The sequence below is a fragment of the Limnobacter alexandrii genome, assembly GCF_005871185.1.
GTDB lineage: Bacteria > Pseudomonadota > Gammaproteobacteria > Burkholderiales > Burkholderiaceae_B > Limnobacter > Limnobacter alexandrii.
In genome coordinates this window covers 54,178-70,574 of record NZ_SWKN01000009.1, presented here as the reverse complement: position 1 = coordinate 70,574, position 16,397 = coordinate 54,178, and the positions used below count along the sequence as shown (strand labels likewise).

Sequence of the window (16,397 nt, the reverse complement as noted above, 5' to 3'; positions counted from 1 at the left end):
GGCTTTGGCGAGGTAGCTGAGAAGTAGACTCCGTTCTGCTTTCTATTCAACAAATTGATTGTGCACCTCGCTGGGTAAGCTAAAACCCATTGTGATAAGCGAGTACTGCCATGTTGACCTTTCGTCCAAAAAAGCAAAAAGTGACGCCATTGCGTGTGCTGGTCACCAGCGTTTTGCTCATGCTTTGGATTCTCTTGGTCGCGCCTGCCCACGCGCAAAGCGGCGGCGCCCAGTTCATCATCAAACTGAAAAACTCGGTCGAGTTAAGCAGTGCACCGTCTCTTCGCCGCCTCGAAAAAGAAGGCGAGTTTCTTGCAGAGGTCATGAGCCGAAACAATGTGGATGCGACCTGGTTGCGTGCCGGTTCGGTGGGTACTCATGTGATGCGTTGGGGTAGCAGTGTGCGTGCAAGTGATCAACAATCCATGCTGAATCGCTTGGCCAGCGACCCCGAGGTGGAATTCGCTATTGAAGACCGCCCCATGCGTGCCTTTGCAACGCCCAATGATCCCACCTTTTCAAATCAGTGGGCCTTGCGTTCGACATTCAATACCGCAGGTGCCAAGTTTGACCAAGCTTGGGATGTGGTGCGTGGCAGTGCCGACGTGATCGTGGCTGTGCTGGACACTGGCGTGGTTTTCGAAACCCCGGATTTGATGGGTCGCCTCCTCAGCGGCTATGACTTCGTGTCGGATGTGCCCACGGCCAATGATGGCAACGGCCGCGATGCCAATGCAGCAGACCCTGGAAACTGGATTAGCAGCGCAGACACGCAAACATCTGCGTTTTCAGGTTGCAGTGTCAAGAATTCAAGCTGGCACGGCACATTCGTGGCAGGACAAATTGCCGCAAATACCCACAGCGATTCCGATGTGGCTGGTGCTGACTGGAATGTGAAGGTGTTGCCCGTACGTGTGCTTGGCAAATGCGGCGGTTTGTTGTCGGATGTGCTGGACGCCATGTTGTGGTCTGCCGGCCTTGACGTGCCCGGTATTCCACGCAATCCCAATCCGGCCGATGTAATCAACCTGAGTTTGGGTAGCCCCACCACCTGCAGTTCATTTGAGCAAACAGTGGTAGACCGTGTGAATGCAGCAGGTACTCTGGTGGTGGCTGCCGCGGGCAACAGCGGCGGTTCGGTCGATTCCCCTGCGAACTGCAGCAATGTGCTTGCAGTGGGTGCCTTGGATCGAGATGGTAGCCGTGCCAGCTACAGTGCCATTGGCAGCGCAGTCAGCCTGATGGCACCCGGCGGTTTCAGCAATGGCCTGGTGGGTTTGGGTAACTCGGGCACAACCACACCGTCCTCGGCCAGTTTGGTCAGCAAAACCGGTACTTCGTTTGCTGCCCCACTGGTGGCGGCAACCGCGGGGCTTATGCGTGCAATCAACCCTGCACTCACGCCAGCCCAGTTGCGCAGCCAAATCCTCAGCAGCACTTCAAGTTTTTTAAGTCCCAGAAGCAGTACCTGCACGGCCAATCAGGGTTCGGGCAGTTGCAATTGCACCACCGCAGTATGTGGTACTGGCATGCTAGATGCATTTGCCGCGGTGTCTGCCGTGAAAGGCACGCGCCCCGTGGCCAATGCGTCTGCATCGGCCAACGGCCTTGGCACCAGTGGGTTTCAGGAAAGCGCCACTGGTTTGAATCCGGTTCGCCTGCGTGGTTCTGCAAGCAGCGTGGCCGCAGGGCGCAGCATCGCCTCCTATGCTTGGACCCAGGTTTCAGGTGAGCAGTTGATGAGCGGAACCCAAACCTCCGCTGACGTTGATTTACCAGCACCGGGCTCAAGTACAGATTTGGTGTTTCAACTCACTGTGACTGACTCGGTTGGTGAAGCCCACAGCAGCTTTACTGCGCTGCGTGTGGTCGCCAGCGGAGACGATGGCAGTTCGCCTTCCTCGGTGGCCAATGCCAGCTCGGGCGGCACTACCACACCCACAACCGACAACAGCTCAGGCTCCAGTTCGTCAGTTTCCACAGGTGGTGGGGGCGGCGGTGGCGGTGGTGCCACCACCTTGCCCGGTTTGTTCTTGATGTCTGTTTTGATATGGGTATTCAGGAAGTACGGTTCGACTTCCATCGCAGTGAGCACCCAATCATAGCGAGTCCAAGTAAACCACCACCCAAAGCGCCCCCCCTGTGTGCCTCAAATGCAATCGGGCCGCCCACCAGTGAATCGGTGGTGGGGCCCGAATGCCATTCAAGTGTCAGTTTCACAGCAAGCCCGGCGGCAAGCACCCACAAAGGCCAGCTTTGCGCAAGCCTGCTTGGGCTTCTGTAAAGGGCAATCAGCAAGCAGGCGGTGAATTGAAAATGCAGGGCACCGCTCAGCCCGCAATACCATTGAACAGGTTCAATCCAGCTTAAGTAGCACGCCAGCCACAACAGGGAAACCAGCTGTATCCACAGCCATTCAGCGGCGCTGCGCTGCCCGGAAAAGCCCCAGGTCACAATCGCCAGCCCAGCGAGGTTCAAGCCCAGATGAACCCAGCCCAGGTGGGTAAACTGTGCCAGCAAAACATAAATAAAGAATGAGTCAATTAAATCAAGCCCTTGCTGAGCAAAGTCGGGTGCAAAAACTTGCCCTGACATTGCCAAGATTCCGATGACAAAGGAGGAGGCGAACCCGAGGAAAAGTGGGCTGGGGGCGTTATAATTCCGGATTGTTTCCAATAACCTTCCTTGAGAGTTGAAAAGCAATGTTGCGTTTCCTGCGCCTGACCGACCAAAACGTATCCAACAAACGCGTGTTGATCCGCGTCGATTTTAACGTGCCAGTGGATGCAAATGGCAACATCACGGAAGACACCCGCATTCGTGCCTCTTTGCCTGGCATTGAATATTGCTTGAACAACAACGCAGCCTTGTTGTTGACCAGCCACTTTGGCCGTCCCACCGAAGGTGAGTACGATGAAAAGCTGAGCTTGGCTCCTGTGGCAGTTCGCCTTGGCGAATTGTTGGGGCGCCCCGTTCGCCTGGTGAAAGACTGGGTTAATGGCGTTGAGGTGAAGGCTGGAGAAGTGTTGCTGCTCGAGAATTGCCGATTTAACAAAGGCGAGAAGAAGAACAAGCCGGAACTGGCGCAACAAATTGCTGCACTTTGCGACATTTACGTGAACGACGCATTTGGCACTGCCCACCGGGCCGAAGCCACCACTCACGGTGCGGCACAATACGCACCAGTGGCGTGTGCTGGCCCTTTGCTGGCCGCCGAGCTGGATGCCCTGGGTGCAGCGCTTTCTGCCCCCAAGCGCCCCATGGTGGCCATTGTGGCGGGTTCAAAGGTATCGACCAAACTGACGATCTTGAACAGCCTGGCCGACAAAGTCGATCAGCTGATCGTGGGCGGCGGTATTGCCAACACCTTCATGGCAGCCCTGGGCTTGCCAATTGGCAAATCACTGGCTGAACACGATTTGGTCAATGAGGCCAAAACCATCATCGACAACATGAAAGCACGCGGTGCTGCTGTGCCCATTCCTACCGATGTGGTGGTGGGCAAAGAGTTCTCTCCAACAGCCTACGCGACCACCAAGAAAGTGGGCGATGTGGCTGCCGATGACATGATTTTCGACATTGGGCCGAACACGGCTGAGGAACTGGCTGCAATTTTGGACAAAGCCGGCACCATTGTCTGGAACGGCCCAGTGGGTGTATTCGAATTCGACCAGTTTGGCAAAGGCACCGAGCGCCTGGCCATGGCCATTGCAAATTCCAAGGCCTTCTCGATTGCGGGCGGTGGTGACACCCTGGCCGCCATATCCAAATACAACATTGGCGAGCAGGTTAGTTATATTTCCACTGGCGGCGGCGCATTCCTTGAATTTCTGGAAGGCAAAACGCTGCCGGCTGTTGAAATTCTTCAACAAAGAGCCGTTTGATGGCCAACTCAGGGAGCAAATCAGTGCCCAACGCCTACGTACCCCGTCAAACCAAAATCGTCGCGACTTTGGGGCCAGCATCCACCGACCCCGCCGTGCTTGAGCGGATGATCGCGGCTGGCATGAATGTGGTGCGGGTCAATTTCTCGCATGGCACCGCGCAAGAGCACATTGACCGGGTTAAAACCGTGCGTGAAATTGCGGCTCGCTTGAAGCGTGACATCGCCGTAATGGCTGATTTGCAAGGACCAAAAATCCGGATTGGTGTGTTTGCCAACGGTTCCACGAACCTCGTGAATGGTCAGCCCTTTGTGCTGGAAGCCAAGTGCGATTCGGGTGACGATGAGCGGGTTGGTTTGGACTATCCCGAGCTGGTCAATGATGTAAAAGCTGGCGACACCTTGTTGCTAGACGATGGCAAAATCGTGTTGAAGGTCAAGAAAGTAACCCCCAGCCAAATTCACTGCGAAACTGAAGTGGGCGGTGTGCTTAAAAACCGCAAGGGCATTAACAAATTGGGCGGTGGCTTGTCTGCGCCAGCGCTGACCTCCAAAGACATGGAAGACATTCGCACCGCTGTGGCTTTCGAAGCGGACTACATTGCTGTCAGCTTTCCCAAAAGTGGTGCCGACATGTACATGGCTCGTGAGCTGACTCGTGCGGCTGGTGGGCACGCCATGATGATCGCGAAAATTGAGCGCTGCGAGGCACTCGAGAATCTGGATGATCTGATCCGTTCTTGCGACGGTCTGATGGTGGCCCGTGGCGATCTGGCTGTTGAAATTGGGGATGCGGCAGTGCCTGCCGCCCAAAAGCGCCTCATTCGCGCCGCCCGGGAGGCCAACAAGCTAACCATTACTGCTACCCAGATGATGGAAAGCATGATTGAAAGCCCAGTGCCCACCCGTGCTGAAGTTTCTGATGTGGCCAATGCCGTGCTCGATGGCACGGATGCTGTCATGTTGTCCGCTGAAACTGCGGCAGGCAAGTTTCCGGTAGAAACAATTGTGGCCATGGCACGCGTGTGCGTTGAGGCTGAGAAATCTGCCACCATCAGTCTGGACGCGGATTTCCTGAATCGCAAGTTCAAGCGCGTGGATCAATCGATCGCCATGGCGGCCTTGTTCACTGCGCACCATCTGGAGGTGAAAGCGATTGCTGCGCTGACCCAGTCTGGTTCAACAGCCTTGTGGATGTCGCGTTTGAACAGTGGCGTGCCAATATTCGCGCTGACACCTGAGGAAAAAACACGTCGTCGCCTGTCGATGTACCGCGATGTGCGCACTGTGATGATGCAGTACGAAACGGAGGACCGCGAGGTTTTGCTGGCGAAATCGGAGCAGGCTTTGCTGGATGCCAAAGTGGTTGAGTTGGGTGATTTGATTGTGATCACCATTGGTGAGCCAATTGGCAAGTCGGGTGGAACCAACACCATGAAAATTGTTCGCGTGGGCGAACACATTGGCCTGCTGAATTGACCAATTAATTAATTTTATTTTTCGGAGACTTTGAAATGCCTCTCGTATCCATGCGCCAACTGCTGGACCATGCTGCTGAAAACGGCTATGGCATCCCCGCGTTCAATGTAAACAACCTGGAACAGGTTCAAGCCGTGATGGCTGCCGCCGATGAAGTGGGCGCGCCTGTGATTTTGCAAGCCAGCGCTGGTGCCCGCAAGTACGCAGGCGAGCCATTCATCAAGCACCTGATCCAAGCCGCGGTCGAAGCATTTCCGCACATTCCTTTGGTGATGCACCAAGACCACGGTACCAGCCCCAAGGTGTGTCAGGGCGCGATTGATTTGGGCTTTGGCTCGGTCATGATGGACGGTTCATTGATGGAAGACGGTAAAACTCCGGCGTCTTTCGATTACAACCTTGAAGTGACCCGCAAAGTAGTGGACATGGCCCACAAGGTCGGTGTAACCGTAGAAGGTGAGCTGGGTTGCCTGGGCAATCTGGAAACGGGTGAAGCTGGCGAGGAAGACGGCATTGGCGCGGAAGGCAAGCTGGACCACAGCCAAATGCTGACTGACCCAGAAGAGGCTGCCGTGTTCGTAAAAGGCACCCAACTGGATGCACTGGCCATCGCGATTGGCACCAGCCATGGTGCATACAAGTTCAGCCGCAAGCCCACTGGCGATATTCTGGCCATTTCGCGCGTGAAGGAAATTCATGCCCGCATTCCCAACACTCACTTGGTGATGCACGGTTCATCGTCCGTGCCTGCAGAATTGCTGGCCATCATCAACCAGTACGGCGGCAAGATGAAAGAAACCTATGGTGTGCCCGTGGAAGAAATTCAGGAAGCCATCAAGTACGGCGTGCGCAAAATCAACATTGACACCGACATTCGCTTGGCCATGACCGGTGCAGTGCGCAAGTTCCTGTTTGAAAACCCCGACAAGTTCGATGCTCGCGAATGGCTCAAGCCAGCACGTGAAGCGGCCAAGCAAATTTGCAAACAGCGTTACATGGAGTTTGGCTGTGAGGGGCAGGGTGCAAAAATCAAGCCGATCCCCATGAGCGAAATTGCACAGAAATACGCCAAAGGTGAACTTGCACAAATCGTTCAATAAACGACTTGTCAACGCCTGTAGAAGCTCACGCGGGCTGTGCCCCGCGTGTTTTATTTTTAAAGCCTGAATCCCAAGAGGCCATTTGAATGAGTACTGTGTTTGAAACCAAGCTGACTTCCTTGCCATTGCTGCACCGTGGCAAGGTTCGGGAAAATTTTTCCGTTGGCGACGACAAAATGTTGATTGTGGCCAGCGACCGCCTGTCTGCATTCGATGTCATTCTGGATCAGCCCATTCCTGAAAAAGGCATGGTGCTTACCCAGATGGCCCAGTTCTGGTTCGACATTCTGGCCGACGTGGTGCCCAATCACCTCACCGGCATTGCCCCCGAAACAGTGGTGTCAGCTGAAGAGGCACCTCAAATCAAGGGTCGCTCCATGGTGGTCAAGAAGCTGAAGGCCCTGCCCATTGAGGCTGTGGTGCGCGGTTACCTGATCGGTTCTGGCTGGAAAGACTACCAGTCCACAGGTGCGGTGTGCGGCATTAAATTGCCATCAGGCATGCAAATGGCAGCCAAGCTGGACGAGCCTATTTTCACGCCAGCCACCAAGGCCGCCATGGGCGAGCACGACGAGAACATTGATTTCGACACCATGAGCGATGTGGTGGGCCGCGACCTGGCCAAGCAAATTCGAGAGGTCTCGATTGCCTTGTACACAAAAGCCAGCGACTACGCGGCGCGACAGGGCATCATTATTGCCGACACCAAGTTTGAATTCGGGCTGGATGAAAACGGCACCCTGACCTTGATGGATGAGGTACTGACTGCCGATTCATCACGTTTTTGGCCAGCCGATCAATACCAGGTGGGCATTTCTCCACCTTCTTACGACAAACAGTTTGTTCGCGATTACCTGGAAAGTGTGCCGGGCTGGAACAAAAAGGCACCAGCGCCTACACTGCCACAAGACATCATCGACAAAACAGCGGCCAAATACCGTCAAGCCTATGAAATTTTGACTGGTCGCCTTTGGATTGGATAAGAACATGATAGAAGCCACACACCTGCACACCTCCGACCATCCCAAAGTGGGTGTGGTCATGGGTTCGTCTTCCGATTGGGAAGTCATGAAAAACGCCGTGCAAGTGTTGCGCGACTTTGGCGTGGACTACGAGGCCCGTGTGGTGTCAGCCCACCGCATGCCCGATGAAATGTTTGCTTACGCCGAAACAGCGGCCACCCGCGGCATACAAGTGATTATTGCTGGTGCTGGTGGTGCTGCGCACTTGCCGGGTATGTTGGCCGCCAAAACCATTGTTCCTGTTATGGGTGTGCCTGTGCCGTCCAAGTACTTGCGTGGAGAAGACTCCCTGTTGTCGATTGTGCAAATGCCCAAGGGCATTCCGGTGCACACCTTTGCCATTGGCGAAGCCGGTGCGGCCAATGCGGCTTTGGGGGCGGTGGCAATTTTGGCCTTGACCGACACAGCCCTGAACTTGAAATTGCAGGATTTTCGCGTGAGCCAGTCCAACGTGGCCCGTGAAATGGAACTGCCCCCTTTGCGTTGATTTTTTAAACCAGATACATGAGCAAGATCGAATTCAAAACAGCCAAACCCGGCCAGTGGCTGGGCCTGTTGGGTGGAGGCCAGTTGGGCCGCATGTTCTGCATGGCAGCGCAAAGCATGGGGTATCGCGTGCTGGTGCTCGACCCCGTGGCCAACGGCCCTGCGGGATCAGTGGCGGATGATCAAGTATTGGCCGATTACATGGACGACCAGGGTTTGGCCAAACTGGCACAGCGTTGCGTGGGTGTCACCACTGAATTTGAAAACGTACCGGCACTGGCCTTGGACACGCTCTCCAAAAGCATTCCAGTCAGCCCATCGGCTTTCTCGGTGGGTGTGGCGCAAAACCGCATTGAAGAAAAAGCCTACATCACGGGTTGCGGCGTGCCAGTGGCCCCCCATGCTGCCATTCGCAACATGACCGACATCACCGACGATCTCGAGAATTTGCTGCCCGGCATTGTGAAAACAGCCCGCCTGGGCTACGACGGCAAGGGGCAAGTCCGCGTGAAAACGCTGGACGAAGTGCGTGCAGCCTTTGCTGATCTCAATGAAGTGGAATGCGTGCTTGAAAAGCGCCTCACCTTGCAAAAGGAAATGTCTGTGATCGTCGCGCGCGACCACAAAGGTGAATGTGCCACGTTTCCTGTGGCTGAAAACCACCACCGCAAGGGCATTTTGGCCACCACCATCGTGCCAGCCCGCATTGATGACGCCATGGCTGCCCAAGCCCGCGCCAACGCGATTTCAATTGCCGGCGCGCTCGATTATGTGGGCGTACTCTGCGTTGAATTTTTTGTGGTCGATGATTTGGGCCTTGTGGTCAATGAAATTGCGCCACGCCCCCACAACAGCGGGCATTACTCGATCGACGCTTGCGTAACCTGTCAATTCGAACAACAGGCCCGCATACTTGCCGGCTTGCCTTTGGGCGACACGCGCCAGCACAGCCCTGCTGTCATGGTGAACTTGCTGGGCGATCTTTGGTACGGCGAAGATGGCAGCGAGCGCGAACCAGCTTGGGACAAAGTATTGGCCATTCCGGAGGTGAAGCTTCACCTCTATGGCAAGGAACAAGCCCGGGTAGGGCGCAAGATGGGCCACATCACCGTGATTGCGGAAACCCTTGACCGTGCCCTGGCGGTTGCCCAAGAAGTTCGGGATATTCTGGGCATTGGTGATGACGACGACTGATTCCGGCATGCCCCACCTGCATGCTGAATTACTGAACGCCAGCGAGGCCAATATTCGGCGTTGTTCCCAAGCGCTTCAGAAAGGCCAATTGGTGGCTTTCCCCACTGAAACCGTGTTTGGCCTGGGTGCAGCGGTTACCCAATTGGCAGCCATCGAAGGCATTTTCAAAGCGAAGGGGCGACCTTCGGAGCACCCACTTATCGCCCATGTTGCGCCAGGCGCCGAACTAACTGGCTGGGTGGCTGAAGTCACACCCACCATGAAAAAGTTGATCAGCGCATTCTGGCCAGGCCCGCTTACCTTGGTGGTGCCCAAGGGTGAGCGCATGCCATTTGAAGTGACAGGCGGGCAGAATTCTGTGGGTATTCGCTGTCCTTCACACCCGGTCGCCATTGAATTGTTAAAAGCCACTGGTGTGCCGGTTGCAGCACCTTCAGCCAATCGATTCGGCAAAGTCAGCCCCACAAGGGCCACGCACGTACTCGCCGAGCTCGGGGATCGAATTCCGTTCATTCTTGATGGTGATGTACCCGAGATTGGAATTGAATCCACGATTGTTTCCCTGTTGAACGAGCAGCCCGCAGTGTTGAGGCCAGGTGCCATTACGGCCGAGCAAATAGAGGCCGTGCTGGGTGTGCCCGTGAAAAGTCATGGGGAGGTATCGAAAACCCCCAACGCCAATCCCCGGGTTTCCGGAGCACTCGAAAAGCATTACAGCCCAGATGCCAAGGTGTGGGTGTTGAATGCCGGTGAACTCGGCTCGTTGGTGGTTCAACACAAAACCCTCTGTGTGGGTTGGACCGATGAATTCCTGGCGCAGGCTGACGCTTTGCGCGAAAAGTGTGGTGAAGTGCTGGTTGAAACCTTGAGTGACAAACCCACCGAGGTAGCCAAGGCGCTATACGCCACCTTGCGACAGGCCGATGAATTGGCTTGCAAACAAGTGTTGTTTGAAAAGCCAGGGCAAACCCCGGATTGGGAAGCGGTCAACGACCGATTGAAACGCGCTTCCGCTTAAGTTGTCAGCCTATTCGGCTTAATTACATTTGCTGGGTTGGAATGTGGCCGCGTTGTTCGGCGATCACATTGTTGTCATCAACAAAGACCAGCTTGGGCTGGAATGTTTTGCATTCCTGGTCATCCAGCGTGCCGTAGGCCGCAATAATCACCAAGTCACCCTTTTGAGCACGGCGTGCAGCCGCACCATTCAAGGAAATCATGCCGCTGCCGCGCTCGCCCTTGATGGCATAAGTTGAAAAGCGCTCGCCATTGTCGATCACATAGATGTCGATGCGCTGAAATTCGATAATTCCAGAGGCGTCCAGAAGATTTTCGTCGATCGCGCACGAGCCTTCATAGTGAAGTTCGCAGTGGGTTACTTTCGCGCGGTGAATTTTACCGAGCAACATTTCACGGTGCATTACGCAATCTCCAGATTGTCGATCAGGCGGGTTTGACCCAGCTTGGCCGCTGCAAGAATAACCAGCGGCGTTTGATCGGACAGGTTTTCATCGGTGGGGCGCTGCAGGTCTGATTGCCTGCGTACCTCAAAATAATCGGGCTTCCAGCCACGGCTTGCCAGTGTGTCGGCGCATTTTCGCTCCAATTGTACCAACTGGTCTAAATTCGGGCGACCCGATTTTACCTGATTCGAGAGATCATTCAAAAGTTGATACAAAAACGGTGCCTCAGCACGGTCCTGTTCGTTCAGGTAACGGTTGCGCGAAGAAAGGGCCAAGCCATCTTCAGCGCGCACAGTGGGTGCCGCAATAATTTCGATCGGCATGGCCAACTGAGCCACCAGGCGCCGAATAATCATCAGTTGCTGATAGTCTTTTTTGCCAAACACAGCCACTTTGGGTTGTACGCAGTTAAACAGTTTGGTGACTACGGTACTGACACCTTCAAAGAAGCCTGGGCGAAACTCCCCTTCCAGTGTGCCACCCAAATCATCGGGCGGCTTGACACGGTAATCCTGCGGTTCGGGGTACAGGTCGCGCTCGGTGGGCGCAAACATCACATACACCTGTTCCTTTTCCAGTTTTTCCGCATCTTCTTGCATGGTGCGGGGGTATTTGTCGAAATCCTCATTCGGGCCAAATTGCAAACGGTTGACAAACACACTGGCCACCACGGGGTCGCCGTGCTTGGCAGCAATGCGCATCAGGCTCATGTGGCCCTCGTGCAAATTGCCCATGGTGGGCACAAAAGCCACCCGGTTCTGGCCACGCAACTGGTCACGCAGCTCGGAAATGGAAGAAATCTGTCTCATCAAATACTCAGAATGTGTGTTCTACCGTCGGGAAGCTTTTGTCTTTGACTGCAGACACATAGGCTTGCACGGCGGCTTGAATCGAGGGCTGATTATCCATGAAATTGCGCACAAACTTCGGTTTTTTGCCTGGAAAAACATTCAACATGTCGTGCAGCACCAAAACTTGTCCGTCACAATCAACCCCCGCGCCAATACCAATGGTGGGCACCGTCAGGCTTTTAGAAATATCCGAAGCCAGTTTGCCCGGAATCAATTCGAACAAAACCATTTGGGCACCAGCCTCTTGCATGGCTTTGGCATTGATTTTCAATATTTTGGCGGCTTTGGCATCACGACCTTGCACACGATAACCTCCCAGTGCGCTGACTGACTGTGGGGTCAGGCCCAGGTGCGCACACACCGGGATGTCACGTGTGGTCAGGTATTCCACGGTTGGGGCCAGCCAGGCAGTGCCCTCCAGTTTCACCATGTTCGCGCCTGCTGCCATCAGGCGTGCGGCGTTGCGATAGGCCTGTTCAGGGCTTTCCTGATAGCTGCCAAAGGGCATGTCTGCTACTACGAATGCATTTTTATTCCCAGCGGCCACACAACGGGTGTGGTATTCCATCATGTCCATGGTCACAGGCAGGGTGCTCGGCATGCCAGCCAGTACCATGCCCAAAGAATCACCAATCAGCAGAATATCCACGCCGCTGGCATCAAGCACGCTGGCAAAGCAGGCGTCGTAGCAGGTCAGCATGGCAATTTTTTCCTGATTCTTTTTCATGTCCAGCAACGCGGGCAAGGTAACAGCCTTGCGGGTGTTGCTGGCAGCAGCTTGGGGTTGTGCGCTCATGTTGTGCTCTCGTGTTGGATGTTGTGTGTTACTCAGACCAGTTGAAAAACTCGCGTCGACCTTTCATTCCCTCGATCTGGTTTAACAGCAACTCAAAATCTTCGGAATGGTCAACCGGGTTCAAATGCTCGGTGTTCACAATCAACAAGGGTGCGTCGTCGTAGTGATAAAAAAACCGGCTGTATGCATCACTTAACTGCGACAAATAAGCTTCGGTGATGTTGGCTTCGTAAGGGGTTGCACGTTTCTGCACACGCTCAATCAGCGCCTGCGGCGAGGCTTGCAGGTAAATCACCAAATCAGGCACGCTGGTTTGCGGGCTTTGGTGCTGGTAAATTTGCTGGTACAGCTTCAGTTCTTCTTCGTCCAGCGTCAGGCTGGCAAACATGCGGTCTTTTTCGAGTAAAAAATCGCTGACCACCATGTTTTCAAAAAAGTCGCGCTGGGTTAAATCGCGCAGCTGTCCGATGCGCTGAAACAGGAAAAACAATTGTGTGGGCAGGGCATAGCGCGCGGGTTCCTGATAAAACTTCTCGAGAAACGGATTGTCCTCGGGTTTTTCAAGCAACAACTCGGCCTGGAATCGCTGGGCGATCAGTCGGGCCAGCGAGGTTTTTCCCACGCCAATGGGGCCTTCGATCACGATATGGCGATACTTTTCTGACAACAAGTTTTATTCTCCGGTGGTGGGCTTGCGTGCGGCCTCAGTGTAGCGCAGGGGTGAAGCTGGTATTGGAAAAAAAGTTCAAATTGCTTTGACGATCTGATCCAGCGTGCCAGGCAAATAATGTTTGGCTGGACCCAGGCCGGGGATAAGAATAGTCGGGTTTAACTGCAACAACGGTTCCAGCACAAAGCGCCGCAAGTGCATGCGGGGGTGGGGCACTGTAAGCTTTGAAGTGTTAACGGTTTGCTGGCCGAACAGGAGCACATCCACATCGATGGGGCGGGGGGCGTTGCGCGTGGTGCGAATCCGGCCCAATTGTGACTCAATCGCCATACAGGCATGTAATAGTTGCTCTGCGCTGCCCAGCCACGTCAACTCCAGCACAGAATTCACATAGTTGGGTCCAGTGGCGTCTACCGGCGCACTTTCAAATCGTGGTGATTCTTTCACTGCTTTGGCCAAAGGATGGGCGCGGAAATGCTCAATCACTTCATCGAACAGGGCCATGGGGTGGCCCAGGTTGCCACCCAAGCCGAGGTAACACGGTGTGTCTCCCAAATTATGATTCACCGCGGCGTTCACTCGCCTTGCTGCCCTTGTCCGGTATGGCTGTCACCGGGCGCATTTGCACTGGGTTTGGGTTTTCGGCGCCGCCGTTTTTTCTTGGCCGCCCCATCAGTGCCTGCCGGTGTTCCGCGCAGTGCGTCCAGCATGTTCTGGCGGTTGTTGACGTCACCGTCACTGAACTCCCGCCACCACTGCGCAAGTTCAGTGTCGGCATCGATATCACCAACCATGGCGCGCAATTCATAGAAATCCAGCGATGCCCGGAATTTTTGTTGCTCCAGCATGCGGAAGGGCGCCTTGCCAGCACGTTTTTCGAAACGCGGCTGAAATGCCCAAATTTCACGCATGTCGCCAGTCAGGCGACGTGGAATGGCCGTGCGCTCCGCCTGTTCAGCCAGCACGTCGTCCATCGCGGCAAACAGGGCAGGGAACTTCAATTCGCCCTGTTCAAGTTTCTTTTCCCAGTTTTCCAGCACCAAATGCCACAACAGGCAGGCAAACAGGAAACCAGGGCTGAGTGGCTTGCCTTCCTTCACGCGTTTGTCGGTGCGTGCAAGTGCTTCGGTCAGGAAAGGTTCGCCCCGTTCATGTTCCAGAATGGCGTCGAGCAGCGGGAATACGCCGTGGTGCAAACCAGCTTCGCGCAAACCTTTCAGGCACGCCATGGCTGAACCGCTCATCAGCAGTTTCAGCATTTCATCAAACAGGCGAGAGGCGGGCACATTGCGCAGCAAGTCCGACAACTCCGCAATGGGCGCATAGGTGGCCGGTTCAATGTCAAAGTTCAGCTTGGCCGCGAAACGAACCACCCGGAGCATGCGCACCGGGTCTTCGCGATAGCGCAGGCTGGGCTCGCCGATCATGCGCAACACCCGGGCGCGCAGGTCTTCCATGCCGTGGTGGTAGTCCCACACGGTTTCCGTGCTGGGGTCGTAATACATGGCGTTCACTGTGAAGTCTCGCCTTGATGCATCTTCGTCTTGTCGCCCGAACTCATTGTCGCGCAGCACCCGGCCATGTTCGTCCTTCTCGTTGCTGGCGCTGGCCAAAGCCCGGAAAGTCGACGTTTCAATGGTTTCCGGGCCGAACATCACATGCACAATTTGAAACCTGCGCCCAATTACCCGGGCACGGCGAAATAGTCGCTGGGTTTGTTCAGGGCTTGCATCTGTGGCCACGTCGAAGTCTTTGGGGCGCATGCCCAGTAGCAAGTCACGAACGGCACCACCCACAACAAATGCTTTGTAGCCTTTGCTTTGCAGTGTTTCGCACACGCGAATCGCATTGTGGCTCACCAAGCGGCGATCAATTTTGTGATCGGCCACACCCCACACTTTGGGCTTGTGCACACCGTAGCTGGCTTTGACTTTTTTGGACTCACCCATGTTCAGGTGTGCCGCAGGTTTTGGAGCCTCCCGGCCCAGGGTCGCCGGCTTGGAAAACATCCGTTTGAATAGTTTCTTGATCATTTGAACAACTCAAGTACAGGCCAGCCGCGTGTTTGTGCAATTTCAGCCAGTTTGTTGTCGGGATTCGCGGCCACCGGGTGGCTTACGCATTCCAGAAGGGGCAGGTCGTTGATGGAGTCACTGTAAAAGTGACTGCTCTCGAAACTGTCCAGCGTCCAGTTTTTTTCAGCCAGCCAGTCCTTAAGCCGCGTAACCTTGCCCTCCCTGAAGCTGGGTACGCCAGTCACTTTCCCTGTGTATTCACCATCGAGAACTTCTGGCTCAGTTGCAATCAGGGCTTCAATGCCGAATGCCTGCGCAATGGGTTGGGTAATAAAACTGTTGGTCGCCGTAATAATGACGCACACGGCGTTTTCGGCCTGGTGTAGTTTCACCAGCTCCATGGCGCTTGGTTTCATATTGGGTCGAATTACCTCGGCCATGAATTCATGGTGCCAAACCGCCAGTTGAGCACGTTTGTTGTCGCGCAGCGGGCGCAATTGAAAGTTTAAAAATTCATCAATGTTCAGCGTACCAGCCTTGTAATCCGCAAAAAACTGATCATTGCGTGCTTCAAACTCGGCTCGGTCCAGCACGCCTTTGTTAATCAGGAATTGCGACCATCCATGGTCGGAGTCAATTGGCAACAGGGTGTTGTCAAGGTCAAACAGTGCGAGTTTCATATTCTCGAATTACCAGACTTTCTCGTCGTTTCATCCAGTGTCGCAGCAAAGTTACGCTCACTGGTTTTTGTTGTTCAAGGGAAAAGCGGTCCAGCCCGTCCATCACTGCCATGAGCGAACCCATGTCGCGCTGAAAATAGCGAAGTGCGTACTCGATGACTTCCTCGCTTAACTGCAGGCCTCTCGATTTCGCCATGGCTTGCAGTGCTTCGTGTTTTTCCTGGTCGCTCAATGGCTGCACTCGCAGGCACAAGCCTGCCTCAATGCGTGTGCGCAAATCGTCTCGCAGCTTCAGTTCCGTGGCAGGGCATTCACCCGCCAACACAATTTTACCGGGTTTGCGCTCGGCCATGCTTGAATTGAATGCATTGAACAACTGCACCTGCGAATACGGTGTCAGACGCTCAATGTTGTCAATAATCAAAACCTGTTCGCCGGGCTTGAATACAAAGCGATTGCCGCCCGCCAGTACACTGACGCCCAATTGGCTGGCCACGCCACGCAGCAAATGACTTTTGCCGCAGCCCGGTGGCCCGTAGATGTACACAAACGGACTGGTTCCCTTCATGTTGATCAGTTCTCGCAGCTCATGTACAAGTTGCCCGTTCTGTCCGACCAGAAAGTTGGACAGTGTTGGCCTTGGGGGCGTGAACACATCGAGAAGCAACTGTTGCATGGGCATTGCCAAAGCGGGGGGAATCGAGCAGCCCCCAATAATACCCTTGAATGACACTTTTTCCGCCTCGTCTCGGTTAAAA

The 16,397-nt window shown here is 54.7% G+C and carries 17 protein-coding genes; 8 read left to right on the top strand and 9 right to left on the bottom strand.

Annotated elements, in window-relative coordinates:
- Positions 1–110: 110 nt before the first annotated feature.
- Positions 111–2,105: a S8 family peptidase gene (locus tag FCS97_RS12110; RefSeq protein WP_138518693.1), complete on the top strand. Its 1,995-nt coding sequence runs from the start codon at positions 111–113 to the stop codon at positions 2,103–2,105.
- Here the strand turns inward: FCS97_RS12110 and FCS97_RS12105 are convergent.
- Positions 2,059–2,595 carry a rhomboid family intramembrane serine protease gene (locus FCS97_RS12105; protein WP_138518692.1) on the bottom strand — a complete coding sequence of 179 codons (537 nt, stop codon included), beginning with the start codon at positions 2,593–2,595 and terminating at the stop codon, positions 2,059–2,061. The two genes, FCS97_RS12110 and FCS97_RS12105, sit on opposite strands and share 47 nt — an antisense overlap.
- A 107-nt stretch (positions 2,596–2,702) precedes the next feature.
- On the opposite strand from FCS97_RS12105, the gene FCS97_RS12100 reads away from it, so the two are divergent.
- The 7 genes from FCS97_RS12100 (at position 2,703) to FCS97_RS12070 (ending at position 10,182) form a co-directional block, all read left to right on the top strand.
- A complete protein-coding gene (locus FCS97_RS12100; protein WP_138518691.1) occupies positions 2,703–3,884 on the top strand; it encodes a phosphoglycerate kinase in 1,182 nt (393 codons plus the stop codon).
- On the top strand, positions 3,884–5,362 hold the full coding sequence (pyk, locus tag FCS97_RS12095; RefSeq protein ID WP_138518690.1) for a pyruvate kinase: 1,479 nt from the start codon (positions 3,884–3,886) through the stop codon (positions 5,360–5,362). Before FCS97_RS12100 ends, pyk begins: the two co-directional genes overlap by 1 nt.
- Before the next feature lie 35 nt (positions 5,363–5,397).
- The gene (gene fba, locus FCS97_RS12090; protein WP_105027056.1) at positions 5,398–6,462 is read left to right on the top strand and encodes a class II fructose-bisphosphate aldolase; all 1,065 of its coding nucleotides are present in this window, start codon (positions 5,398–5,400) and stop codon (positions 6,460–6,462) included.
- An 86-nt stretch (positions 6,463–6,548) separates the two neighbouring features.
- Complete coding sequence (locus FCS97_RS12085) at positions 6,549–7,445, top strand: phosphoribosylaminoimidazolesuccinocarboxamide synthase (RefSeq protein ID WP_138518689.1); 897 nt, start codon at positions 6,549–6,551, stop codon at positions 7,443–7,445.
- Positions 7,446–7,449: 4 nt separating this feature from the next.
- Positions 7,450–7,971 carry a 5-(carboxyamino)imidazole ribonucleotide mutase gene (gene purE / locus FCS97_RS12080; protein ID WP_138518688.1) on the top strand — a complete coding sequence of 174 codons (522 nt, stop codon included), beginning with the start codon at positions 7,450–7,452 and terminating at the stop codon, positions 7,969–7,971.
- Positions 7,972–7,988: 17 nt separating this feature from the next.
- Positions 7,989–9,164 (top strand): 5-(carboxyamino)imidazole ribonucleotide synthase, encoded by a 1,176-nt coding sequence (locus FCS97_RS12075; protein WP_138518687.1) that lies wholly within the window; start codon positions 7,989–7,991, stop codon positions 9,162–9,164.
- The gene (locus tag FCS97_RS12070) at positions 9,151–10,182 is read left to right on the top strand and encodes an L-threonylcarbamoyladenylate synthase (RefSeq protein WP_138518686.1); all 1,032 of its coding nucleotides are present in this window, start codon (positions 9,151–9,153) and stop codon (positions 10,180–10,182) included. The genes FCS97_RS12075 and FCS97_RS12070 overlap by 14 nt, the downstream gene beginning before the upstream one ends.
- 22 nt (positions 10,183–10,204) lie before the next feature.
- On the opposite strand, the gene panD is transcribed toward FCS97_RS12070, so the two are convergent.
- The 8 genes from panD to FCS97_RS12030 form a co-directional block, all read right to left on the bottom strand.
- Positions 10,205–10,585, bottom strand: a complete 381-nt coding sequence (panD, locus tag FCS97_RS12065; RefSeq protein ID WP_138518685.1) for an aspartate 1-decarboxylase — start codon at positions 10,583–10,585, stop codon at positions 10,205–10,207.
- The gene (gene panC, locus FCS97_RS12060; protein WP_138518684.1) at positions 10,585–11,436 is read right to left on the bottom strand and encodes a pantoate--beta-alanine ligase; all 852 of its coding nucleotides are present in this window, start codon (positions 11,434–11,436) and stop codon (positions 10,585–10,587) included. Before panC ends, panD begins: the two co-directional genes overlap by 1 nt.
- Positions 11,437–11,443: 7 nt before the next feature.
- On the bottom strand, positions 11,444–12,274 hold the full coding sequence (gene panB, locus FCS97_RS12055) for a 3-methyl-2-oxobutanoate hydroxymethyltransferase (protein WP_138518683.1): 831 nt from the start codon (positions 12,272–12,274) through the stop codon (positions 11,444–11,446).
- Positions 12,275–12,302: 28 nt separating this feature from the next.
- The gene (locus FCS97_RS12050) at positions 12,303–12,944 is read right to left on the bottom strand and encodes a deoxynucleoside kinase (protein WP_138518682.1); all 642 of its coding nucleotides are present in this window, start codon (positions 12,942–12,944) and stop codon (positions 12,303–12,305) included.
- Positions 12,945–13,019: 75 nt separating this feature from the next.
- Positions 13,020–13,511, bottom strand: a complete 492-nt coding sequence (gene folK, locus FCS97_RS12045; RefSeq protein WP_138518681.1) for a 2-amino-4-hydroxy-6-hydroxymethyldihydropteridine diphosphokinase — start codon at positions 13,509–13,511, stop codon at positions 13,020–13,022.
- Between the two features lie 8 nt (positions 13,512–13,519).
- Positions 13,520–14,977, bottom strand: coding sequence for a polynucleotide adenylyltransferase PcnB (gene pcnB / locus FCS97_RS12040; RefSeq protein WP_138518680.1), 1,458 nt, complete (start codon positions 14,975–14,977; stop codon positions 13,520–13,522).
- A complete protein-coding gene (locus tag FCS97_RS12035) occupies positions 14,974–15,639 on the bottom strand; it encodes a histidinol-phosphatase (protein ID WP_138518679.1) in 666 nt (221 codons plus the stop codon). Before FCS97_RS12035 ends, pcnB begins: the two co-directional genes overlap by 4 nt.
- Positions 15,620–16,315, bottom strand: a complete 696-nt coding sequence (locus FCS97_RS12030; RefSeq protein WP_171035298.1) for an HdaA/DnaA family protein — start codon at positions 16,313–16,315, stop codon at positions 15,620–15,622. Before FCS97_RS12030 ends, FCS97_RS12035 begins: the two co-directional genes overlap by 20 nt.
- Between the last annotated feature and the right edge of the window lie 82 nt (positions 16,316–16,397).